Here is a 23,722-nt window from a genome sequence, read left to right as displayed (position 1 = left end):
CGACGCTGGTGCGTTTCCACAACAGGAAATCCGTGCGCATGCCCTTGGGCCAGACGCCAACGGATCGGCAGTTGGGTCACCATCATCAGCGTATTGAGGGATCGAGAGATGTCAGTCGCTAGCAGCCGTATCGCAGACGCTCAGGTGCCGGTCAGCCCTGCACCCGTGGAAACGCTCTACCAGTTCGACGAAAGCCCGCTGCTGGCGCGCCAACGCCAGCAGGAGTCCAACGCCCGCAGCTACCCACGGCGTATCCCTCTGGCACTCAAACGCGCGAAGGGTATCTACGTGGAAGACGTGGAAGGCCGCAGCTTCATCGACTGCCTGGCCGGCGCGGGCACCTTGGCGCTGGGGCATAACCACCCGGTGGTGATCGACGCGATCCAGCAAGTGCTGAGCGACGAACTGCCGTTGCACACCCTCGACCTGACCACACCGGTCAAGGATCAGTTCGTGCAGGATCTGTTCGGCCTGTTGCCGGCCGCGTTGGCACAGGAAGCCAAAATCCAGTTCTGCGGCCCCACCGGCACTGACGCAGTGGAAGCTGCGTTGAAGCTGGTACGCACCGCCACGGGGCGCAGCACGGTGTTGTCGTTCCAGGGTGGTTATCACGGCATGAGCCAGGGCGCGTTAAGCCTGATGGGCAGCCTGGGGCCGAAGAAACCGTTGGGCGCCCTGCTCGGCAATGGTGTGCAATTCCTGCCGTTCCCTTATGACTACCGTTGCCCGTTCGGCCTGGGCGGCGCGCAAGGTGTGCGGGTCAATCTGCATTACCTGGAAAACCTGCTCAACGACCCGGAAGCCGGGGTGTTGTTGCCGGCGGCGGTGATTGTCGAAGTGGTGCAGGGCGAGGGCGGCGTGATCCCGGCGGACCTTGACTGGCTGCGCGGCCTGCGGCGGATTACCGAGCAGGCGGGCGTGGCGTTGATCATCGATGAAATCCAGAGCGGTTTCGGGCGTACCGGCAAGATGTTTGCCTTCGAACACGCAGGCATCATTCCGGATGTGGTGGTGATGTCCAAGGCCATCGGCGGCAGCCTGCCGTTGGCGGTGGTGGTGTACCGCGACTGGCTCGACACTTGGTTGCCGGGCGCCCATGCCGGGACCTTCCGTGGCAATCAGATGGCAATGGCGGCCGGGTCGGCGGTGATGCGCTACCTCAAGGATCACGACCTGGCCGGCCATGCGGCGGCGATGGGCGAGCGCCTGGCGGAGCACCTGCACCTCCTGCAGCGCGATTTCCCGCAATTGGGCGATATTCGCGGTCGCGGGCTGATGCTCGGCGTGGAACTGGTGGACCCGAACGGCGCGCTCGATATCCAGGGCCACCCGCCGGTCCACCGGCACCTGGCACCGCTGGTGCAGCGTGAATGCCTCAAGCGCGGCCTGATTCTGGAGCTGGGTGGGCGTCATGGCGGCGTGGTGCGCTTCCTGCCACCGTTGGTGATCAGCGCCGCCCAGATCGATCAGGTCGCCGAGATCTTCGGGCGTGCCTTGGCTGCAGCGGTCGCCAGCCTCTAATTTTTCGGCCGCCTGGTACGTTCCTACAGATATCAGCGCTGCGCGTGGTGCGCAGCCAGCCTTTGAGTGATGGAGAACAGCAATGACCTCAGTATTTGACCGCGACGACATCCTGTTTCAGGTAGTGGTCAACCATGAAGAACAGTATTCAATCTGGCCCGACTACAAGGCCGTGCCGGAAGGCTGGCGTACCGTGGGCAAGAGCGGCCTGAAGAAAGAGTGCCTGGACTATATCGAAGAGGTCTGGACCGATATGCGTCCGTTGAGCCTGCGCCAGAAGATGGACGGCGCGGCGCTGACCTGAGCCCACCACACTGAAATCAGCGAAGCTCCAATGTGGGGCTCGGCAGCGCCCACATTGCGCCTGAAGGCTCAGGCGTTCTTCTCTTTCTCCAGCCCGCCCGACGCGCCGGTCACCACCTGCACACTCAGGCGCGGTGTAGCCAGGTCCAGCCCGGCCTCGTCCAGATGGCGTTTGAGTGACAGGTTGAACGCCCGCGACACTTCCCATTGCTTGATCGGCGCAGTCTTGAAGCGCGCGCGCAGAATCGCGCTGCCCGACTCGAAACTTTCCACGCCCTGAATCTCCAGCGGTGACCAGATATTGCGGCGTTGTAGCGGATCGTTGCGCATCTGCTGGCCGACGTCGCGTATCAACTTGATTGCATCGTCGATGTCCATGTTGTACGGGATCGCCACCCGAAAGATCGCGTAGCCGAACTCTCGGGAGTAGTTCTTGATGCTCTTGATCTCGCTGAACGGGATGGTATGCACGATGCCATCGATGTCGCGCAGGCGCACGGTACGGATGGTCAGGCCTTCGACTGTGCCGAGGTGGCCGCCGACGTCCACGTAGTCATCGATGGCCAGTGAGTCTTCGATGATGATGAACAGGCCGGTGATCAAGTCCGCCACCAGCGACTGCGCGCCAAAGCCGATGGCCAGGCCGATTACACCGGCACCGGCCAGCAACGGCGTGACGTTCATGCCCATGTTGGCCAGGGCGACGATGGCCGCGATGATGAAGATGGTCACGAACAGCACGTTGCGGATCAGCGGCATCATGGTCTGCGCGCGCGCGTTGGCCAGGCCTTTGCGCGAGCGGGTGAGGGCGTGATGGATCGCGGTGTCGCTGAGAATCCAGATCAGCCAGGCAAACAGCAGCGTGCCGCCGAGGCCGAACAGCTTGACGCTGATTTCATGACCGTCGCCTTCGGTGAAACGGATCAATGACAGGCCCCAGACCCGCAGCCCCAGCTCGATAAACGTCAGCCACACCACCAGGTGGGCGAGGGTGTAGACGAAGCTCTTCAGGCGTTCGGAGTACAGCGCATGGCGTTTGTGCCCGCGGTGCGGCTTGAGGGCATGGCGGCGTACCAGGCCGTTGATTACCATGCACAGCACCAGCAACACCGTGCATAGCAATGACTGACGCAAGGCGGTGCTGGTGTCGCCGGCGGAAACGAAGGTGGCGAACAGCGAGATGCAGACCAGCAGCAGGGCCGGGATGTACCAGAAGGTGCCGATGATTTCGATCGTATCGCTGAGGGCGCGGCGGGTCAGGCGACGGGACAGCGGCTGGTTGCGGATCAGGTGCGCAATCGGCCGGCGGAAGCGCAGGATAAACACACCGGTGGACAGCGCGGCCATTACATTGGCGACGGTTGCCGCCGTGTGCGCCAGGTGCTGGCCAAGCGCAACGACCAGCCTGGGGTCGCCCAAGGCTTCGCCAAAGGCGGCAAAACTGCCGATCAACCACAAGGGCCGGAACGCCTTTCGCCGCAGGATATACAACGCGTGACGGCGATGCGGGCCGTCCAGCACGGAGAATGCGATCACGCAGATTGCCGAGAAGCAGGTGCCGACCACCAGCGCATACGCCAGCACCATCGCCAGGGATTTGCCCAGGGACGAGGGCAGCGCGTAACTCAGGTACACGGTGATCACCAGCGCGATCAGCCACGGCCCCAGTTTGCGTAGGGCGAAGCGCAGCATGTCCCAGGTGCGCGGGTGTTGCGGCAGTTCTTCGGGCAGGCCGAAGCGCTCGCGCACGCGGTGGCTGAGCCAGATCAGCGCGGCGGCCAGCAGGCTCCACACGGCGAGGATCAGGGCAAAACCGAAGATGATCGGCAGCCATTCGCTGGCCGGCAGCATCAAGGCCTTGAGTTCATCCTTGGCCATGTCCACTTCATCGGACCAGCGTCCCAGCGGGCTGTCGACACCGGAGAATTGCTGCTCAAGGCCAGACAGCGTGCTGCCGATCAGCCCGAGCACGCCTTGTTCGGCGGCCGGCTGGGCCTTTTGCGTGGCCTGGCGCAGCTTTTTCAGGTCGCTCAGCAACTGGGTACGTTGCTGGTCGTTTTCCAGGGTCTTGATCACCTCGTCCAGCGATTGCCCCAGCGGCAGGTCGGCCTGGGGTTGAGGCTTGCTGGTGCCACCCAGCAGCCCAGGCAAGCCAACGGCCTGGGCCGGAGCGAGCGGGAGCAGGGTGAGCAGGGCGATCAGCAAGTAGCAGGGCAGGGCAAACAGACGGGAAAGCACGAGGCGGTCAACCTTGAAAACGACGAATTGACCGAGTGTACGAGGCCCCTATGCCCAATGCGAGTGCATTTGTTATTCAGCGAGTTTGGCGAGGATCTTGTAAACCACGGTGCCCAGGATCAACAGCATGCCGATCCACATGCCAAACACACCGAGAGGCTTGTCACGAAAATTGAAGCCGACCGCGAGCATGATCATGCCGATGAGGATAGGAATGAGCATGGTGTGGAATGAGGACATGGTGATCATGAGGCGACGGCCCTGTCAGAGTGGGAATAATGACAAGTCTAGGTGGGATTGCGGGAAATGTAGGTGATATAGATCAGGTGTACGCGAAGCCAAATGTGGGAGGGGCGGTGCGACGATTCGACTTGCCCCTCCCACCTGTTTAGCTGCATTCAGCCTTTGGCTCAGGGCAGATCGCGGCTTGCGTAGAACGCACCGAGGACTTTCACCAGATGCGCCAGGTCATGGCTGCCGCACAGCTCGCGAATGGAGTGCATGGCGAACGTCGGCAAGCCGATGTCGACGGTGCGCACACCCAGGTGGCTGGCGGTGATCGGGCCGATGGTCGAGCCGCAGCCCATGTCGCTGCGCACCACAAAGCTCTGCACTGGCACTTCCTCGGCCATGCACAGGTGGCGGAAGAAGCCGGCGGTTTCGCTGTTGGTGGCGTAGCGCTGGTTGCTGTTGACCTTGATCACTGGGCCGGCGTTGAGTTTCGGGCCGTGGTTGGCGTCATGCTTGTCGGCATAGTTCGGGTGGATGCCGTGGGCATTGTCGGCCGAGACCAGCAGCGATTTCTGAATGGTGCGTACAAATTCGTCACCTTCGGGCAACAGGCGCCGCAGGGTCTGTTCCAGCATCGGGCCGTCGGCACCGCAGGCCGAGCAGGAGCCGACTTCTTCGTGGTCGTTGCACACCAGCACGCAGGTTTCATCGGTCTCGCTGGTGAGCAAGGCTTGCAGGCCGGCGTAGCACGACAGCAGGTTGTCCAGACGGGCACCGGCGATGAAGTCGCCATTGAGGCCGATCACGGCGGCGCTTTGGGTGTCGTAGAAGCTCAGCTCGTAGTCGAGCACCACGTCGGCGTTCAGCCCGTGTTCGCGGGCCAACTGCTCGGTGAGCACGGCGCGGAAGTCCACGCGCTCGTCACCGGCAAACTGCGCGAGGATCGGCGGCAGTTCGGTCTGGGCATTGATCGCCCAGCCCTGGTTGGCTTCACGGTTCAGGTGGATGGCCAGGTTGGGGATGATGGCAATCGGCAGTTTGAAGTCGATCAGTTGGCTTTCGACCTTGCCGTCGCGACGGAAGGTCACGCGGCCGGCCAGGGACAGGTCGCGGTCGAACCACGGTGCCAGCAATGCGCCGCCATAGACTTCGACGCCCAACTGCCAGAAGCCCTGGCGTTGCAGCTCGGGCTGGGGCTTGACCCGCAGGCACGGGCTGTCGGTGTGGGCGCCGACCAGGCGGATGCCGCCCTGCAGCGGCGAGTGGCGACCGAGCTTGAAGGCGATGATCGCGGAGTCGTTGCGGGTCACGTAATAGCGACCGTTGGCCTCGGTGGTCCAGGTGTCGCGCTCGTCGAGACGCTGGTAACCGGCCGCTTCGAGACGCTGGGCCAGGGCAGCAGTGGCATGAAAGGGAGTAGGGGAGGCCTTGAGGAAGTCGATCAGGCCTTGATTCAACGCTTCGCGCATAAATAGCTCCAGACAGCAATGCGCGGAGTTTACCGTTCGATGGCGAGAAGTGCACAGCACAAATGTGGGAGGGGGCTTGCCCCCGATGGCGGAGTGTCAGTCACTGTATTTGTTCACTGACCCACTGCAATCCCCTCCCACATTTGACAGTGTTTACAGCTTTAGAAGGGGGCAGGACACTCGAAGCGCAAGCGCTCGCCGCTTTGCGGGTGGGTGAAGCTCAGCATGCTCGCGTGCAGGCACAGGCGCGGCCAGGCGGCCAGGGCGTGTTCATGGGCATACAAGCCATCACCGAGCAGCGGGTGGCCGATCGACAACATATGCACGCGCAACTGGTGCGAGCGCCCGGTGATTGGCGTCAGCTCGACGCGGCACCAGTCACCGCAACGTTCCAGCACCTTCCAGAAGGTCAGCGCGTGCTTGCCGAACTCGTGGTCGACCACATGGCGTGGCTTGGTCGGCGGATCGTAGCGCAGGGGCAGGTCGATGCTACCGCTGTCCAGTTCCGGTTGGCCCCAAGCCAGGGCGGTGTAGGCCTTTTCGGTTTCGCGGTCATGAAACTGACGGGACAGTTCGCGGTGGGTATCGGCGTCCCGCGCGAGCAGGATGATCCCCGAGGTTTCCCAATCCAGTCGATGGACGATTCTGGCCTCTGGGTAGCCGTTTTCCTGCAGGCGAGTGATCAGGCAGTCCTTGTTGTCGTCGGCGCGGCCAGGCACCGAGAGCAGCAAAGTCGGCTTGTTCACCACCAGGACAGCGTCGTCCTGGTAGAGGATATGGATGTTGGACAACGGCATTAAACAGCCTCGTAACAAACGCCAACGGCGGCTCGACCACCTGGCTCCCGCAAAGGGATCAAGGTGACGGAGCCGCCGTGGCGACCGCCCTTTCGATCAACGATCAGGCAGGGTGATATTGAGTTCCAGAATCGAGCAACTGCCGTCGTTTTCCAGGGCGACATGCACGTCGTCGTTGCCGATATTGACGTACTTGCGGATCACCTCGACCAGCTCCTTCTGCAAGGCTGGCAGGTAGTCTGGCGTGCTGCGTTGGCCGCGTTCGTGCGCCACGATGATCTGTAGACGCTCTTTCGCTACCGACGCGGTACTTGGCTTTTTGTTGGCGCGAAAGAAGTCGAGAAATTTCATTGTTTAGTTGCCTCCAAAGATACGCTCGAAGAATCCCTTCTTCTTTACATCGAGGAAGCGATGTTCCACGGTCTTGCCCAGTAAGCGATCAACTGCATCGCTGTACGCCTGGCCGGCGTCGCTCTGGTCGTCCAGAATTACCGGGACGCCCTGGTTGGAGGCCTTCAGTACGGCCTGGGACTCGGGAATAACACCCAGCAGGGTCACTGCGAGGATTTCCTTGACGTCTTCAACACCGAGCATCTCGCCATTGCTGACGCGCTCAGGGTTGTAACGGGTGAGCAGCAAGTGCTCCTTGATCGGTTCTTCGCCTTTTTCGGCGCGCTGGGACTTGCTGGCCAACAGACCCAGCATGCGGTCCGAGTCACGCACCGAGGAGACTTCCGGGTTGGTCACCACGATGGCTTCATCGGCGAAGTACATCGCCAGGTGAGCACCGGTTTCGATACCGGCCGGGGAGTCGCACACCACGTATTCGAAGTTTTCCTTCAATTCAGCGAGGACTTTGCCTACGCCTTCCTTGGTGAGCGCGTCTTTGTCGCGGGTCTGGCTGGCGGCCAGTACGTACAGGTTCTCAAGGCGCTTGTCCTTGATCAGGGCCTGTTGCAGGTTGGCTTCGCCGTTGACCACGTTGACGAAGTCGTACACCACGCGGCGTTCGCAGCCCATGATCAGGTCGAGGTTACGCAAACCGACGTCGAAGTCGACGATGACTGTCTTGTGGCCGCGCAGAGCGAGGCCGGTACCGATAGCGGCGCTGGTGGTGGTCTTACCCACACCACCCTTGCCGGATGTAACCACGAGAATCTTGGCCAAGGTGTTTCACCCCTAAGGAAAAAGGACTTTCAGTCCCTGAAAAACATCTCTTGGAACTCGCTGCAGGCGGACAGCCTTTGTAGGGAAAAGATGTGGTTTCCGCAGGGAAACGCCAACTTCAAATGAGTCCTACGCAAGTCTTGCCGGTTTCGCTGTGCTATCAGAGTCTAGAGATGCTTGGAAAATGCGGCAGTATCCGTTAAAGACGGATGATGTTCAACACATCACCCGACAGGCTGACTTGTACCGCAGCGCCCCACAGCGGATCACGGCGCAAGTCTTCTGAAACCTTGTACTGGCCCGCGATCGACACCAGCTCAGCGGTCAACTGCTGACAAAAAATACGCGCCTTGGTATCACCCTTGATGCCGGCGAGGGCACGCCCGCGCATGGGGCCGTATACATGGATGTTGCCATCGGCCAGAAGTTCCGCGCCCGGGCTGACCGACGCGATCACCACCAGGTCGCCGCCCTGGGCGTAAATCTGCTGCCCGCCGCGCACGGGGGAGGTGATGATCCTGGTCGGTTTGACCGTAGGCTCCGGTGGTTTTTCCGGTGTTTTCTTCACTTCACCGGGCAATGGGTCGAGCGGACGCTCGCGGGCACCCGACGGTGGCAGTACTGGCAATTCAATTGCGATGGCTGCGGCAATGTCTTCGATACGGCTGGCACGAATCGCCAGGGTGCGCAGGCCATGGGAGCGGCAAACGCGCATCAGGCCTGGCAGGTCGATCGTGCCTTGGCCGGCCGGGAGTTTGTCCAGGGCCAGCACCAGTGGGGCGTTGTTGAAGAAATTCGGCGCCAGGGCGACCTTGGCGGCGAGCTGGCGGTCCAGCGCGTCGAGGTCATTGCGGGCCAATTCCAGCACGGTAATGGCGAGCATGCTGCCTTTTAGCTGGAACACGGGATCTTGGTCTAGCGGTTCGGTTTGGCTCATGGTCGGCAAAAGCGGCTTGTCACGAAAAGTGTCGAGACTTATAACGAGAACAACCACTGGCCGCAAGCCGAGTCGAACCGTTGTAGAATGCGCGGCCCATGTCTTTACCGGAATCTGTAATGGATCGCCCGCGTTTTCGAGCTGTATTTTTTCATCCACGATTTTGGCTGTTATGGCTGGGACTCGGCCTGCTGTGGCTGGTCACTCAATTGCCGTACCGTGCGCTGCTGACCATTGGTCGCCTGCTGGGTGCCGGCATGTACCGCGTGGCCGGCGAACGGCGCCGCATCGCCGCGCGCAACCTGGAGCTGTGCTTCCCGGAAAAGTCCGCGCAAGCGCGTAAACACTTGCTCAAGGAAAACTTCGCCTCCACCGGCATCGCCTTCTTTGAAATGGCCATGAGCTGGTGGTGGTCGCGCCAGCGCCTGGCGCGGCTGGCCCATGTTGAAGGCCTGGAGCACCTCAAGCAGGCCCAGTTGGACGGCAAGGGCGTGATCCTCATGGCCCTGCATTTCACCACCCTGGAAATCGGCGCGGCGCTGCTCGGGCAAAAGCACACCATCGACGGCATGTACCGCGAGCACGGCAACCCGCTGTTCGACTTTATCCAGCGCCGTGGCCGCGAGCGCCACAACCTTGACTCCCTGGCCGTGGAGCGTGAAGACGTGCGCGGCATGCTCAAGCTGCTGCGCGCCGGCCGGGCCATCTGGTACGCACCGGATCAGGACTACGGCGCCAAGCAAAGTATCTTCGTGCCGCTGTTCGGTATCCAGGCCGCCACGGTGACCGCCACCAGTAAGTTCGCCCGCCTGGGCAAGGCGCTGGTGGTGCCGTTTACCCAGGAACGCCTGGCCGACGGCAGCGGTTACCGCCTGGTGGTCCACCCGCCGTTGACTGATTTTCCCGGCGAGAGCGATGAGATCGATTGCCTGCGGATCAACCAGTGGGTCGAAACCTCGGTGCGCGAATGCCCCGAGCAATACCTGTGGACCCATCGCCGCTTCAAGAGCCGGCCGCCGGGCGAGCCCAAATTGTACGAAAAACGCCGTCGATAAGACCTGCTTTTCCCCCCATGGAGTAATGCGATGCGCCAAGCTGAACCGGTCACAGGCTTGATTCTTTCCGGCGGCGGGGCGCGAGCGGCGTATCAGGTGGGGGTATTGGCGGCGATTGCCGAGTTGCTGCCGCCTGGCGCGGCCAATCCGTTTCCGGTGATCGTCGGTACATCGGCCGGCGCAATTAACGCGGTGAGCTTGGCCAGCGGCGCCATGGACTTCACTGCGGCGATCGAGCGTCTGACGGCGTTCTGGCAGGGGTTTCGCAGCCACCTGGTGCTACGCAGCGACTGGCCGGGGGTGATTCACCAGGCCGGTCGCTTCTGTTTCCACAGCCTGCTCGGCCTGGGCGCCCAGGTGCCGGTGGCGCTGCTCAACAGCTCGCCGCTGCGCGATTTGCTGCACGACAAACTTGACCTGGACGGCATTGACGAAGCCATCCGCGACAAACACCTGAAGGCGGTGGCGGTCACGGCCTTCGGTTACGAATCCGGGCAAGCGGTGACGTTCTACCAGGGCGGCGGCACCATCGATGCCTGGTTGCGCCACCGGCGTATCGGTGTGCCCACCCAACTCACGGTTGAACACCTGTTGGCCAGTTCGGCGATTCCCTTGCTGTTTGCCCCGGTCAAACTCGAGCATGAGTATTTCGGCGATGGCGCCGTGCGGCAATCGGCGCCTATCAGCCCGGCCTTGCACCTGGGCGCCAACCGCGTGCTGGTGGTGGGCGTCAGCGGCAACCCGCGCGGCGTCGAGCATGAACACCCGTTGCAGCGCGCCTACACCGGCCAGCAGCCGACCCTGGCGCAGATCGGCGGGCACATGCTCAACAGCACGTTTATTGACAGCCTGGAAAGTGATATCGAATTGCTGGAGCGCTTGAACCAGTTCAGCCATTTCCAGCCGGTCGACAGCGCGGCCCAGGGCCTGGCGCCGGTGGACGTGCTGGTGATTGCGCCGAGTCAGCCGATCGATGAGATTGCGGCGCGGCATCGGCAGGAATTGCCGGCGGCGTTGCGTCTGTTCCTGCGGGGGCCGGGTGCGACCAAGACCAGCGGGGCGGGGGTGCTCAGTTATTTGCTGTTCGAGGCGGGGTATTGCAGCGAATTGATCGAGTTGGGGCGCAGTGATGCCCTGGCCAAGCGCGAGGAAATAACGCGGTTCCTGGGCCTGTTACCGATCTGACGGTGGGAGGGGGCAAGCCCCCTCCCACATGAATCCGCGGTGTTCAATCAGAAGTGGTACTTGACCAGGAAGCTCGCCGTATCCTGAGTGGTCTTGAACGCGCCGGAATCTTCGATCCCGTACTTGTTCTTCCAGTAGTCGTATTCAAAACCGACATACAGCTGTTTCTCGCCCCAGTTCATCGCCTTGCCCAGGTCATATTTGACCTGCGGGTTGAAGTGCAGGTTGGCGTGATACGTGCCATGGGCGTTCTTGTCGTTGTCCACCACCCAATCCATATAGCCGTCGATGAGGATGTTGGAGTTGCCCATGGGAAGCGTGTACGACCACACCGGGGTGATCTGCCATACGCCGTCGCCTGCGCGACTGCCTTCGGTCTGGCGCTGATAGAAGTTCAACTGGAAGTAGTCGAAACCGGGGATGTTCAGGTCGAAGCCCGGGCCCAACAGGTACGATTCGTTATCGCCTTCGCCGAACTCGTAAGTGAACGCCAGCAATACATCTTTGATCGGGCCGAAGGACAAGTCTTTGTCGAAAATCTTGCCGAACGACAGGCGTGGACTGAACTCGCCGTAGTAAGTACTGGGGCCGACGTTGCCGTCTTCCTTGCCGTTGTAAAAGATGCGGTCGAGGAAGAAGAAGTTGTCGCCGTACTTCCACGCATCGGCGTGTTCAAACGTGACGGTCTGTTGGATCTGCGGGTTGACGGTAAAGTTTTTGCCCCACAGGTACGTCAGGCTGTTGTTCTGCCATTGCAACAGGTCACCGGCCACAGCTTGGCCACCAGCCAGCAGGGTTCCTGCCAGCATCAGGCCTTTGAACATAGGTTTCATTCGGTTGCTCCCGAGTTAAAGTTTTATGGTTTTTCTTCTACGTCGGCGCTCTGGTGTGGCGCCTTTTGGCTCGCTGAAAAAATCGTCTGTTCGGTCAGCTTTTATGCTTTAGCAAGAGCTGCGCCAAGGTGCTAAAAAACCCAAAAAATTGTCGTCTGCGGCAACGGATGCAGTCGAACTCAGGGGACTTTTGCGCACTTGGGCCGCAGACCGCAGGCCGGGATAAGTTGGCCTTATAGTCAGCTTTTATATTCGCTGTTTTTTTTTGAGTCGATTCGAGCGGGCGCGGAGAATACTGGCTCCAAAGCCTTGGCTCAAGTGCGCTGTTAGAGCGCGTATGGGGCGAGAATGGGGCACGGCTCGTAGCCGTCCCCAGGTCAATGGTGTACATGTGGGCGTTCCCTGTTTGTTATTGTTTTTGTTGTAACGAAGGAATCAATGCGTGTGGGCGATGGCGTGTCGTTCAGAACCCCGAGGATGTTGAACAGTACATTCAGCGACAACGCACGCCGGTCATAACACCTCGGATCTTTTTGGTGTGTTGTTAGGCATTCAACGGCTGGGTGTCACTCAGTGTTCAAAACATCGCAGGCCCGATGTGGGAGGGGGCTTGCTCCCGATTGCGGTGTGTCATTCAAAGTATCAGTGACTGAATCGCCGCCATCGGGAGCAAGCCCCCTCCCACAGGTTAGTCATGCGCTCATCCGTTAATTCGTGCGCGCCCCCTGATTGATCCAGGTGCCGATCAGATCGCGTTCCTGCTGGGTCATCTGGGTGATGTTGCCCAATGGCATGATCTGGCTCGCCACGGCCTGCGCCTGAATACGCGCCGCCTGTTGCTGGATCTGCGTCGGTGTGTCGAACATCACGCCCGCCGGTGCAGTGCTGAACAACGGGCTGCTGGGCTTGGCCGAATGGCAGACGGCGCAACGTGCCTGGATCACCCCATGCACCTTGTCGAAATCAATCGTCGCCTGGGCAGGTGCGGCTGCAGCAGCGGGTGCGGCGGGCGCAGCGGATTTCACGCCACCGCCCAGCGCGGTTTCCGGCAACGGTTGGTACTCGATGGCTGCCGGTGCCTTGGCTACGTCCGTGACTGGCTTGGGCCCGGTGACATACGCCAGGCAAATCATCGCCAACGCGCCCACCGGCAAGGTCCAGGCATATTTCTGGCTGTTATGCCGGGTGTTGAAGTAATGCCGCACCAACACCGCTGCCACGGCAATCCCCGCCAGGATCAGCCAGTTGTACTGGCTGCCGTAAGTGCTCGGGAAGTGGTTGCTGATCATGATGAACAGCACCGGCAAGGTGAAGTAGTTGTTGTGCCGTGAACGCAGCAAGCCCTTGGCCGGCAGGGCCGGGTCCGGCGTGCGGTTCTGCGCGATTGCCGCCACCAGCGCGCGTTGCGCCGGCATGATGATGCGGAACACGTTGCCTACCATGATGGTGCCGATGATCGCCCCCACATGCAGGTACGCGCCCCGGCCGCTGAACACTTTGCTGAAGCCATACGCCGCCGCGATCAATAGCACGAACAAGGTCAGGCCGAGCAGGGCCGGGCGTTTGCCCAGGGCCGAGTCGCAGAGAAACGAGTAGATGAACCAGCCGGCGAACAGTGAGCCGATGCCCAGCAACACGCCTTCGGTGCCGCTCAGGCTGCTGCCGGGGGCGAGCAGGTACAGCGTCGGGTTGAGGTAGAACACCACGCACAGCAGCGCGACGCCCGACATCCAGGTGAAATAGGCTTCCCATTTGAACCAGTGCAGGTTGTCCGGCATGGTCGGCGGGGCCAGTTTGTATTTTTCCAGGTGGTAGATACCGCCACCGTGAATCGCCCACAAGTCACCGGCCAGGCCGTCCTTGGGGTTGACGCGATTGAGGTTGTTTTCCAGCCAGACAAAGTAAAACGACGCGCCAATCCAGGCGACGCCAGTGATCATGTGAACCCAGCGCACGCTAAGGTTCAGCCATTCCAACAGGTGTGCTTCCACAGTCTTTACCTCTCGCTTGTCGCCCTTGTTGTCGGGTGATCAGGCCTTCTCTTATTGGTGGGGGGCGAGGATCAACCGCTCATCCTCTTTGAAAAAATGCTCATCGCAGTTATTGCCGGTGCCACTGCGATCAACCACCAGGAAGTCATCCCGCTTTTCGATCGTCAGCACCGGGTGGTGCCAGACGCCGCGATGGTAATTAATGCCCTGCCTGCCGTTGGTGACGAAGGCGCGGACCAAGCCTGATACCGGTGCATCGCCAAGTGGCGCGACCACGATCAGAAAGGGGTTGCCGAGCAGCGGTATGAACGCCTGGCTGCCCAGCGGGTGTCGCTCCAGCATGCACACGGTCAGCGGCATGTCCTGCGCGTCGGCGCGGAAGATGCTGATGATGGCGTGGTCTTCAGGCGTAGCGGTTTCGACCGTCGCCAGTTTGTGGAAGCGCATGGTCGAACCGTTGTTGATCATGAAGTGATCGCTGCCGTCGGTTTCGATAACGTCTCCGAAAGGGGCGAAGGCTTCTTTGGTCAGGGGTTCGATCATCAGTGTGCGCATGGCTGTCTTCTTAAGTTTTCGAATGTGATGTTGTCTGATCTACCGCAATCGCGGGCAAGCCCGGCTCCCACATTTGTCCGCGTACCCCTGTGGGAGCCGGGCTTGCCCGCGATTGGGCTCACGCCTATTTAGCGACCTTGCCCAATACGCGCAGGCGGCTCACACCACCATCCGGGAACACATTCAGGCGGATGTGGGTAATCGGCCCCAGCGCCTTGATCTGCTCGGCGAAGGTGTGTTCGGCGTGCATTTCCAGCTTCTGCGCCGGCAGCAGTTCGCGCCAGAACAGCGATTGGGTTTCGATCTGGCTGTCGGTGCCGCCCTTGACGAAGGCGCCCTGGATCGAGCAAGTGTCCGGGTAGTTGCCCTTGAAGTGCAGGGTGTCGACGATGATCTTTTCGATCTCGCCCGCATGGCCCAGCGCGACGATCACCCAGTCATTGCCTGGCGTGCGACGGCGGGCGGTTTCCCAGCCATCGCCCATGTTGACGCCACGGCCCGGATTGAGGAGGTTGCCCATGCGGCCGAAGTGTTCGTCGGAGCAGGCCAGGGCCCGGCCGCCGTTCAGCGCGGCAGCCAGGTCGACCTGTTCGTTGTCGCCCACCGCCGACCAGTCGCGGAACGGTACACCGTACACGCGCAGACGGGCCACGCCGCCATCCGGGTAGATGTTGAAGCGCAGGTGGCTGAACGCCTGGTCGTGGTTGATTGCGTGGTAGTGGTGGCTGTTGCCTTGCAGTTCGACGGCCGACAGCACTTCCACCCACTCGGTGCTGTCGTCCGGCTCGCCCGAGGTCAGGAAGCAGGCTTCCAGGGAGGCCGACGGCGGGAAGTTACCGGTGAAGAATGAAGTGTCGATGTCCACGCCCTTGATCGAGCCGGCTGCACCCAGGCGGATCACTGCGCTGTCGTAGCCTTCGAAGCGTTTGCGGCGTGACTCCCAGCCGTCCATCCACTTGCCGTTATCATCGAAAACGCCCTCCTTCCACACGGCCGGGGTCGGCTGGAACAGGCGGTTGGCGTCGGCGAACCAGTCATCGGTCACCGAGATGATCTTGGTGCCGAGGCGGGCGTCGGCGAGGTTGACGAACTTCTCGAACGGTAAGGGTTGCGCTTTCATTCTTCTTGTCTGCCTTGGATAGGGTGGCTGGGGATGGTCGTTTAGAGGGTCAGTAAGCGGAACAGCGCGATCTTGTTGATCTCGTCCAGCGCGCACTTGAACTCGGTGTCCACCGGGTTATGGATGCGCGATTCGAACGCGTTGATGATCTGATGCCGGTTGCTGCCTTTTACCGCCATGATGAAGGGAAACTTGAACTTGGCTTTGTAGGCCTCGTTCAGCTCGGTGAAGCGTGAGAACTCTTCGGCCGTGCATTGGTGAATACCGGCGCCCGCTTGTTCCTGGGTGCTGGCTTCGGTCAGTTGGCCCTGGATGGCCGCACGGCCGGCCAGGTCCGGGTGAGCGTTGATCAGCGCCAGTTGCCGGGTGTGATCGGCGCTCAAGAGGATGTCGCTCATGCGTTGGTGCAGGGTTTCGACCACGTCGATCGAAGCGTCCTGGCCCAGGTCGAAGGCCTTTTCAGCCACCCATGGCGAATGTTCGTAGATGTCGGCAAAGGCGCTGATGAATGCATCGCGGCTCAGGCTCGACGGTTTCAAGGTCTGGAACGCGGTCATTGCGCCGCTCCCTTGTAAGGGTGCGTGGCGTGCCAGTGACGGGCAATGTCGACACGGCGGGTGAACCACACCTGTTCATGGCCCTTGGCGTATTCGATAAAGCGTTTCAACGACGCAAGGCGCGCCGGGCGGCCGATCAGGCGGCAGTGCAGGCCGATGGAAAGCATCTTCGGCGCGTCGGCCCCTTCGGCGTAGAGCACGTCGAACGCGTCTTTGAGGTATTCGAAAAAGTCATCGCCCTTGTTGAATCCCTGCACCTGGGTGAAACGCATGTCGTTGGTGTCCAGGGTGTAAGGGATCACCAGGTGCGGCTTGCCGGTGGGGTTGTTGGGTTCCCAGTAGGGCAGGTCGTCGTCATAGGTGTCGCAGTCATAGAGAAAGCCGCCTTCCTCCATCACCAGGCGCCGCGTGTTCGGGCCGGTGCGGCCGGTGTACCAGCCCAGCGGGCGTTCGCCGGTCAGTTCGGTGAGGATGCGGATGGCTTCGAGCATATGCTCGCGTTCCTGGGCCTCGTCCATGTACTGGTAGTCGATCCAGCGATAGCCGTGGCTGCAGATCTCATGGCCGGCGGCGACCATTGCACGGATCACGTCCGGATGGCGCTGGGCGGCCATGGCCACGGCGAAGACGGTCAGCGGGATATCGAATGCTTTAAACAATTTGAGGACGCGCCACACGCCGGCACGGCTGCCGTATTCGTACAGCGACTCCATGCTCATGTTGCGCTCGCCCTGCAGCGGCTGGGCCGAGACCATTTCCGACAGGAAGGCTTCGGACTCTTTGTCACCGTGCAAAATATTGCGCTCGCCGCCTTCTTCGTAGTTGAGTACAAAAGACAACGCGATGCGTGCCTTGCCCGGCCAGTGGGGGTGAGGAGGGTTACTGCCGTAACCGATCAGGTCGCGTGGGTAGTCAGCGCTCACTGCAGTCTTCCTTCTTGTGCGTGGTAGCGGTGTGTGTGGCGGCCGGGCAGTGGAAAGACTGAGTGGCGTCACAGTGATGAGTGATTGTATACAACTTATTGCCCACTTTGTAAGCCTGGATTTCTGCCTTTTTTCCGCCACGCTCACCTTCAAGGGTGTAGCAAGAAACTTGCCTGACTGGTCAGCTAATGGACAAAAGGTTGTTTAAAAGCAAGGATTACTCGTGAATCGGCCGGTCGAGCAAGGTCGGCTGGAGGATCGTAGGGTTTGTAATTTTTATTGTGTACAATTTTTTTAAAAAGTGTCTTAATCGACCAGCGCCGGCTTTTTCGCTGCCCTGAAAAAGTGCGGCATTCACTTCTACTGACCTCGGGAGGCGCGTACACGCCATGGGACGTTTGACCACACACGTTTTGGACGCCGCTCACGGCTGTCCCGGCAGCACCATCAAGGTTGAACTGTACCGCGTCGACGGCGCGCAACTGGAACGGGTCGCCAGCGCCGTGACCAACAGCGACGGCCGCTGCGACGCACCGTTGCTCCAAGGCGACGACTACCGCAGCGGTGTCTACCAGCTGCAATTCAGCGCCGGCGACTATTACCGTGCCCGTGGCGTGCAATTGCCAGAGCCGGCCTTCCTCGACGTGGTGGTGCTGCGCTTTGGCATCAGCGCTGAACAGGATCACTACCATGTGCCCCTGCTGATTTCGCCCTACAGTTACTCCACCTACCGCGGTAGCTGAGCGCGCCCCCACAGCTCTTCGTTGGTTTTCCGCCCGCCCACACGGCGGGCTTTTTTCATGCCGCTTGCGCGTGCAACTATCTAGCGCCTTTTGCACAGAGGCGCTGTCTAGGCTGGGTGTTTTCCTCATACAGAAGAAAACACCATGACCTCGTCCCCCGATCACGCGAGCGTTTCAGCCGATACCGTTACTGCCGACGACCCGGACCTCGCTGCCCAAGCGCAAGCGCAGGCGATTCGCGAGCAGTTGAAACGGCGGATCAACGCCTATACCCATCCCAGCCGCCTGATCAATCAGATCGGTCTTGCCGACGCGCGCTGCATCACCTCGACGCGGGCACTGGCACGCCTGATAGGACGCTCGCCGAAAGTCTTGACGGTCATTCGCGCCGAGCTGCGCAACGCGTTCGAGATGGACCCGGACCACCTGTTGTTCACCGAGCCCAAGCCGCCAGCCGTGCCGCGCAAAGTCGACAGCCTGACCGATCGGGCGCTGGCGTTGCTGGTCCTGCCGACGGTGGTGATCAACGTCAATCAATTCACCACCCTGAGCGTTAAAGACGAGCCGAACCGGCGCTTGCCTTATACGCCGCTGGAAGCACTGCGCCGTGTGATCGCGCTGAGGCTGTTTGAGCGGCTGGCCCATGCGGTCAGCGTCTATTGGGACGCCCTGGCGCAGGGTTCCTGGCTCACTCGCCGGGAGCGCTGGGTCGAGTTGTACAAGGCGCTTTTCGCCGACCGGGCGTTTATGGCGCGGCAACTGGAGCCGTTATCGAGTGCGGCATTGGACATGGTTCAGGCCCTGATCGAGGCTCCCACCGCCGAGGCTCGCCAGCGCGCGGGCGGGGCTTGGGCCACGCTGCAAGTGGGCCAGTTGCTGTGGCCGGGTACGCCTGCGGTAGCGATTCCCGGTGCCTTGCATCTTTATCGAGAAGGCGACCCCAGCGAGGCACCGCATGTGGTTTATCTGCCGGGAGAGGGCTGCAACTTCTACGAGTACCCGTCCTACGCGGCCCTGCAGGACGGCCTGCTGGTGTTGGACCGGTCTCGGTTCCACGCGCTCTGGCAGTGCTTGCCGCTGAGTCGGCGCAATGACTTATGCCGGCCAACCGCCTTGTCCGCGGCGCACCGCTTTGTTCGCGGCCTGCCGCTGATGGACGACGCGCTGACGCTGTGCGCTCAGGCGATGCTGACAGGGCAATGGAGCAACGAGCTGGCTTGTGCGGTGAAGATCAATGACGCGCACGTGTTTTCTGAACAACGGCCTCGGCCTCGGCCTCAGCCGCTGGACGCCGCACCTTTTCTGGCACAGGTGGAGGGGGCGAGGCGGCAACTGGTCGGTGGCGCTCGGCTCGGCGTTATTGGCGATCAATTGCTCAACTGGGACCGACAACGACGAGGCGCAGAAATCATCTTCGCCAGCACGGCGTCCGGCCTGGCTCTGCGCACCGCTGAGCATCAGGTCAAACGCTACGAAAAAGCCCTGGTTGCGCTGCTGGTCCCGGACGATCCCAGCGCGGACACGCTTGCGTACCAGGTCATCGTGGCGCTGGTGAGCCAACTCAAGGCGTATGCCGAGGTGTTGAAGACACTGATGCGGGATGGGCAGCCTCGGTTGCTCGATTTGGCTTTTTGGGCCGAGCGTCCCGACGGCGCGGGGACGCCCAGGCGCGTGTCGCTGTTCATGCGCACCCAAACCGAGGCCCTGCGCTGTGAGGTTGAGTTGCAACACCGGCTCAAGCTGATCAGTACGGCGCATCGCGACCTGATGATCGACGTGGTGGAGCACCCGTCGCCCACCCAACGCCTTGGCAGTCAGACCCAAGTCCTGTCGATCGCGGTGGGCAGCGAACCGGACGCGTTTTACGCCCTCCATAACGTGTGGGTGGTGACCACGGCAGCGGCGGTAAGGCGCCCGGCGCGCCAGCTTCCGGTGGTGGTATACGCTTTTGGAAGCGAAGGCGGGGTCAAGGCGTTTGCCGGACTGGACGCCTTGACCCAAAGCCTCCAGGCGAGCCTGAGCAGCCTTGACGACTCGGTGCTCTGGGGCTGCGTCGAGCACGATAAGCGGCGTGACTTACGCGCACATGCGGCCCGTGGAACCCTCGGCGTGCGCTACGTTGAGATCCAGGGCAAGCCTGCGCTGGTGGCTCTCAAGAAACTGCTGGGCTGCTACGACCGCTTGAAACGAAGCCGCGAAGACATCACGCGTATTTTCAGTGAAGTGACGGATGCCGAGCTGAGCCGCTCGCTGCTAATGGTCGCGCTGGAAGAACAGCTGAATATTCCGCTCAATACTGCCCTGAGCCAGGCTCTGGCCAACATCGAGCTGCTGCGCGCGGCGGCGTCTGAAGCGAGGAAACTGCCCACTTGGTTGGCGCACGCAACCCGGGCCCAGCGTAGAACCTTCAAGCGTTTGCTGCGGCTGTACCTGGGCAGCGCTTTTGCGTTTAAAGGCCGACTTGGGCAACGCCTGCCTGACCTGGATACATTCGCCCGGCGCGCGTTGATCGCCCGTTTGCGCCAGGATGGTTTCTTCCCGCTGTTGGACATCGACCAACCGTTGATTGATATGCCGGATGATGTCCACGGTGCGTTTTGTGGATGGACCAGCGGCTGTACGGTGGGTGATCGCAACATCGTGCTGACCCCAACCGCAGCGCGCACGACCTTCAGCCTGCTGCAACTGACGCTGCATAACCTCGACCCACTGGCGCCCTGGACCGCTTGGCGATTCAATCGTGCGCGCTATCTGCAACCTGAGTGGAAGCAACGCCTGAATGCCGACTACTTGACCCGTATGGTGTCTTCGCTGGATATCGGCGGTCAGTACGACACCGCGATCAACCGGGTTTTTTATCCGCGTATTGAAGCCGACCGCGCGCTCAGCAACGGGCGGATTCGCGAACTGTTGAATCGCGCCTTGCGCGCGGGCGTTGAGTATCACCTGTTCTGCGCGACTCAGCAGGGGCTGACGGCGACGGCACAAAGCGTATTCAAGACCGCGATGGCGGCGCGCACACCGCAAGACCTGTCGAACAACCAGCACCAGTTGCAGCTGTACGTGGTTCATCTGGTGGGCCACACGATGCAGCATGATCGCTATGTCGCAGGGATCGTGGTGGTGCATGACCGGCGCTCCGAACTGTGCCTGGTTTACTGGCCCGATGCGCCGTCGTCCCTGGTCCTGACCGAGTACGGCAGCCTGCAACGGGCCCATGCTGAATTGAACCGCATCGGCGCGTTACCGGATAACGTCAAGGCGCTGGCGCGGCAGGTCGCACCGGGCTGGGCATTCGAGGCGATCCCCCAGCCTGCGGAGGGCGGCGGTGCACACGTCCAGGCTGGCAAAACGCTTAAAGCCATACCGGCTTTTTTCATGGCGAAAGGGATCTGGCGGGGGATCGAGTTTGTTCGTTCATTCAGCATCAAGCACCTGGAGCCTGCGGCGGTGCTTGAGGAGATCGAAGCCCAAACCCTTGAGCAGATCGCCAGTGATCCGCAGGACTGGCTGGGGTTTGTGGCTACGCCCCACAGCAACGCCGAGGCGTTGCTCTACCACGCCAGCGTGCAGGATTTGCAACGGCGGACCCAAGCCGCCAGCCATTCCGGCAAGGCGTTGGCGAGCTATCGAACCCGCCGTCTGGGTGAGCAGGGCGACACCCGCGCGCGGGCGGTGGTGGGGGGGTTCTCGCCGTTGTACGGGATGTTCAATGACTTCTATGAGTTGCTGCGCGTATCGCGCAGTTATCACCGTTTCGGCGACCCCTACGATGCGATTGATGTGGGTTTTATGAGCGCCTTTATGGCGATCGACCTGCTGCTGAACTTAATCCCCGGCCCGAAGAAGGTGGGCCGTGCCGGCGCAGGTATTGCGCGGCCGATGCTGAGAGGGTTGCTGGGGCGCATACAGCGGTTGCGGATGGCGGTACGCAGCGGGGTTTCTCGCACGGCACCGTCCCCCGTGACGCAGTTGAAGGCCTTGGAACGGTTCAAAATCAAGGGGGTGCCGGAGGGCGCCGTTGCATTGAAAGGGCCGGACGAGTCGGGCGTCTATGTGAAAAATGGTGAGCCCTTTGTGGCGGATGATACGCACCATTACCCCCTTTACCGGCGTGGGAACGAACCGGTATTTCGCCTGAAAAACACGCAGGTGCCGGGGCAAGACGAACTGATTTTGCACCTCCATCAGCCCAAGGAATGGTCACTCGGCGCGGACGCCCCGCAACCGGTGGCGGGCACGAGTTCCGGCGTGCTCAACCCATGGCGCGCGCCAGCGCCGCCACCGCCGCCCGACTGGTGGCCCGCGACTGCACGCGTTGCTACCGAAGACGCCATTCGCCAGTCATCCGCGACGTCTAGCCACTGGTCGAATTGGCGGACTTCACTGCAGAGCCCGGATGCGACGTCTCCGGTTCCCGAGGTGTTTCATATTACGTCGGACACCCGAGGGTTTCCCCACAATGTCCTTCGGGTGGCCCCGCCGAATACCGGCGTGATGGACCCTATGAGCGGCTATTACAGGATGCTCCCTCAGGGTGATCAGGCGCCGTTGGACGGCATCGTGTTTATCCACAGGAATGAGCCAATGGTGTCATTGGCCAGTTTTGACATTGAGCGCTGGACCAGCGTGGATATTCTGGAGCAGCCTTTCCCGGTGACACGTAGCCCTGCGGGTGAATGGCTGGTCCATGCGCCCCTGTTCGATAAGCCTTTGCCGGAGTCTGTGGGCGCGGTGTTCCCCAGCATGACGCTCTCAAGTCGACAGTTTACCGCCGCAAGGTTGATTGAGTTGGCAGGCCCATCCCGCCCGGCAACGGCCACGCATCTGCTCAATATCCGCGCGACGTTGGACAAATGGTCGCCTCCAGCCCCCGCGAGGGCGGGTCAGACGGATGATTTGCTGAGAATGCTGCGGTCCACCGAAAGGGGCAAAAGAACCTTTCACGTCGGTTTTGACGGCAAGGCACCGGGCTTCACTCGCGTCGATTTCAAGGTGACCGACTTGGACCCGGCGCTGCGATCCGGCGGCCGCGAGATGGGCCCTCAGCGAGACATTGCACAGTGCGCGGCGATCAAGCGTGTGCTGGAACAGCAGGGGTTCAGCGTCGAGGCGCTTCTGGTAAGGCACGGCAACAAGACCACCCGTGAATTATTCGTGACTCATCCTCTTTCCGGCTCAAACCGGGTGTACTACGTGTCAGTTCATTGGCTTGAGCTGGGGTCTATCAAGTTGGAACGTCGGCTGACGGATCGTTGGTTCAATATTGCGATCACCAATAATCCGACGTCGGTGGCGTTTGCTGCCGTCAAGAGTGCGATGCGTGACAAGCGCCTGTTTCGAATCGTAGCGGGCGTCCAATGGCCTACTGCAGGGGAGGCCCTTCCGAGCGTCTATTTCGCCAAAGTGAGCCCGTCCTAGTGGTTGATCAGCGACGCAACGCCAGCGGCCCCGAACAGCCCGGCACTGGTGCGGTTGAACCAGCTCTGGCCGTTGCCGCTGCGCAAATACCGCGCCGCACCGTGGGCGCCAAGACCGTAGGCGAGCTTGCACAGCAGGTCGAGTACGGTCCAGGTGGCGATCATGACGAGCAACTGCGGCAGAAACGGCCGGTCGCTGCTGAGGAACTGCGGCAGGAAGGCGGCGAAGAACAGGATGTCCTTCGGGTTGCTGGCGCCCAGCACAAACGCGCGGCCAAACAAGGCGCGAAAACGCGGCGTGGCGACGGCCAGTGGCACCACCGCGCCCTGGGCCGGTTGGCGCGACTGCTGCCAGCTCTGCCAGGCGAGGTAAAACAGGTAGAGCGCGCCGACCATCTTCAAGGCGCTGAACAGCTGTTCGGACGCCAACAACAGCGCGCCCAGCCCCAGTGCCGAGGCACTCAACAGGCAGATCGAGGCAAACACGCCGCCGAGAAACGCCGGGTACGAACGGCGCAGGCCGTAGTTGAGGCTGTTGCTGATCATCAGCAACGACAACGGGCCGGGAATCAGGATCACGATCAACGCCGCGCCACTGAACAGCAGCCAGGTTTCCAGGTTCATTTAGAGTGCTCCTTTGATGCCAAAGCCTCACCCGAGGGTGAGGCGGTTTCTTC

Annotated in this window: 20 protein-coding genes; 6 read left to right on the top strand and 14 right to left on the bottom strand. The window is 61.4% G+C overall.

The genetic code is table 11. From position 1 onward, the window contains the following. Positions 1-108: 108 nt before the first annotated feature. Together ACS5Q8_RS20210 and ACS5Q8_RS20205 are read left to right on the top strand one after the other, a co-directional pair. A complete protein-coding gene (locus ACS5Q8_RS20210) occupies positions 109-1,521 on the top strand; it encodes an aspartate aminotransferase family protein (RefSeq protein WP_276194168.1) in 1,413 nt (470 codons plus the stop codon). An 82-nt stretch (positions 1,522-1,603) separates the two neighbouring features. Next, a complete protein-coding gene (locus ACS5Q8_RS20205) occupies positions 1,604-1,825 on the top strand; it encodes an MbtH family protein (protein WP_276194167.1) in 222 nt (73 codons plus the stop codon). A gap of 68 nt (positions 1,826-1,893) precedes the next feature. On the opposite strand, the gene ACS5Q8_RS20200 is transcribed toward ACS5Q8_RS20205, so the two are convergent. The 7 genes from ACS5Q8_RS20200 to minC form a co-directional block, all read right to left on the bottom strand. After that, complete coding sequence (locus tag ACS5Q8_RS20200) at positions 1,894-4,062, bottom strand: mechanosensitive ion channel family protein (protein WP_276194166.1); 2,169 nt, start codon at positions 4,060-4,062, stop codon at positions 1,894-1,896. Positions 4,063-4,134: 72 nt separating this feature from the next. Beyond that, positions 4,135-4,311 carry a hypothetical protein gene (locus ACS5Q8_RS20195; RefSeq protein WP_276194165.1) on the bottom strand — a complete coding sequence of 59 codons (177 nt, stop codon included), beginning with the start codon at positions 4,309-4,311 and terminating at the stop codon, positions 4,135-4,137. A gap of 161 nt (positions 4,312-4,472) precedes the next feature. Further along, a complete protein-coding gene (locus ACS5Q8_RS20190; RefSeq protein WP_198717262.1) occupies positions 4,473-5,762 on the bottom strand; it encodes a M18 family aminopeptidase in 1,290 nt (429 codons plus the stop codon). A gap of 161 nt (positions 5,763-5,923) precedes the next feature. Continuing rightward, the gene (locus tag ACS5Q8_RS20185) at positions 5,924-6,559 is read right to left on the bottom strand and encodes an RluA family pseudouridine synthase (protein WP_276194164.1); all 636 of its coding nucleotides are present in this window, start codon (positions 6,557-6,559) and stop codon (positions 5,924-5,926) included. A gap of 96 nt (positions 6,560-6,655) precedes the next feature. Continuing rightward, positions 6,656-6,910: a cell division topological specificity factor MinE gene (minE, locus tag ACS5Q8_RS20180; RefSeq protein WP_003175252.1), complete on the bottom strand. Its 255-nt coding sequence runs from the start codon at positions 6,908-6,910 to the stop codon at positions 6,656-6,658. 3 nt (positions 6,911-6,913) lie between these two features. Further along, positions 6,914-7,726, bottom strand: a complete 813-nt coding sequence (minD, locus tag ACS5Q8_RS20175; protein WP_276194163.1) for a septum site-determining protein MinD — start codon at positions 7,724-7,726, stop codon at positions 6,914-6,916. A gap of 199 nt (positions 7,727-7,925) precedes the next feature. Next, on the bottom strand, positions 7,926-8,663 hold the full coding sequence (minC, locus tag ACS5Q8_RS20170) for a septum site-determining protein MinC (RefSeq protein ID WP_276194162.1): 738 nt from the start codon (positions 8,661-8,663) through the stop codon (positions 7,926-7,928). 119 nt (positions 8,664-8,782) lie between these two features. On the opposite strand from minC, the gene ACS5Q8_RS20165 reads away from it, so the two are divergent. Together ACS5Q8_RS20165 and ACS5Q8_RS20160 are read left to right on the top strand one after the other, a co-directional pair. After that, a complete protein-coding gene (locus ACS5Q8_RS20165; RefSeq protein ID WP_276194161.1) occupies positions 8,783-9,718 on the top strand; it encodes a lipid A biosynthesis lauroyl acyltransferase in 936 nt (311 codons plus the stop codon). Between the two features lie 30 nt (positions 9,719-9,748). Continuing rightward, entirely contained in the window at positions 9,749-10,903 is a 1,155-nt protein-coding gene (locus ACS5Q8_RS20160; protein ID WP_276194160.1) for a patatin-like phospholipase family protein, read from the top strand. 47 nt (positions 10,904-10,950) lie between these two features. On the opposite strand, the gene ACS5Q8_RS20155 is transcribed toward ACS5Q8_RS20160, so the two are convergent. The 6 genes from ACS5Q8_RS20155 to puuE all read right to left on the bottom strand — a co-directional run bounded on the left by ACS5Q8_RS20155 (position 10,951) and on the right by puuE (position 16,882). Then, positions 10,951-11,736, bottom strand: a complete 786-nt coding sequence (locus tag ACS5Q8_RS20155) for an outer membrane protein OmpK (RefSeq protein WP_276194159.1) — start codon at positions 11,734-11,736, stop codon at positions 10,951-10,953. 707 nt (positions 11,737-12,443) lie between these two features. Next, positions 12,444-13,727 carry a urate hydroxylase PuuD gene (locus tag ACS5Q8_RS20150; protein ID WP_276194158.1) on the bottom strand — a complete coding sequence of 428 codons (1,284 nt, stop codon included), beginning with the start codon at positions 13,725-13,727 and terminating at the stop codon, positions 12,444-12,446. Positions 13,728-13,778: 51 nt separating this feature from the next. Next, on the bottom strand, positions 13,779-14,282 hold the full coding sequence (locus ACS5Q8_RS20145; RefSeq protein WP_084381579.1) for an ureidoglycolate lyase: 504 nt from the start codon (positions 14,280-14,282) through the stop codon (positions 13,779-13,781). A 124-nt stretch (positions 14,283-14,406) separates the two neighbouring features. Further along, the gene (gene alc / locus ACS5Q8_RS20140; protein ID WP_276194157.1) at positions 14,407-15,402 is read right to left on the bottom strand and encodes an allantoicase; all 996 of its coding nucleotides are present in this window, start codon (positions 15,400-15,402) and stop codon (positions 14,407-14,409) included. A 41-nt stretch (positions 15,403-15,443) separates the two neighbouring features. Continuing rightward, on the bottom strand, positions 15,444-15,959 hold the full coding sequence (gene uraD / locus ACS5Q8_RS20135) for a 2-oxo-4-hydroxy-4-carboxy-5-ureidoimidazoline decarboxylase (protein ID WP_426100022.1): 516 nt from the start codon (positions 15,957-15,959) through the stop codon (positions 15,444-15,446). Continuing rightward, positions 15,956-16,882 carry an allantoinase PuuE gene (gene puuE / locus ACS5Q8_RS20130; protein ID WP_247403387.1) on the bottom strand — a complete coding sequence of 309 codons (927 nt, stop codon included), beginning with the start codon at positions 16,880-16,882 and terminating at the stop codon, positions 15,956-15,958. The genes uraD and puuE overlap by 4 nt, the downstream gene beginning before the upstream one ends. 389 nt (positions 16,883-17,271) lie before the next feature. Here puuE and uraH point away from each other — a divergent pair, with 389 nt between their 5' ends. Together uraH and ACS5Q8_RS20120 are read left to right on the top strand one after the other, a co-directional pair. Beyond that, positions 17,272-17,625, top strand: a complete 354-nt coding sequence (uraH, locus tag ACS5Q8_RS20125) for a hydroxyisourate hydrolase (protein ID WP_276194155.1) — start codon at positions 17,272-17,274, stop codon at positions 17,623-17,625. A gap of 144 nt (positions 17,626-17,769) precedes the next feature. Next, the gene (locus tag ACS5Q8_RS20120; protein WP_465159364.1) at positions 17,770-23,046 is read left to right on the top strand and encodes a dermonecrotic toxin domain-containing protein; all 5,277 of its coding nucleotides are present in this window, start codon (positions 17,770-17,772) and stop codon (positions 23,044-23,046) included. Here ACS5Q8_RS20120 and ACS5Q8_RS20115 read toward each other — a convergent pair. Further along, positions 23,043-23,669 (bottom strand): LysE family translocator, encoded by a 627-nt coding sequence (locus tag ACS5Q8_RS20115; protein ID WP_276194153.1) that lies wholly within the window; start codon positions 23,667-23,669, stop codon positions 23,043-23,045. The two genes, ACS5Q8_RS20120 and ACS5Q8_RS20115, sit on opposite strands and share 4 nt — an antisense overlap. Positions 23,670-23,722 lie beyond the last annotated feature (53 nt).

The sequence above is a fragment of the Pseudomonas sp. PAMC25584 genome, assembly GCF_058135675.1.
Note: the sequence above shows the minus strand (reverse complement) of the source record. Positions and strands in the feature narration are given on the sequence as shown.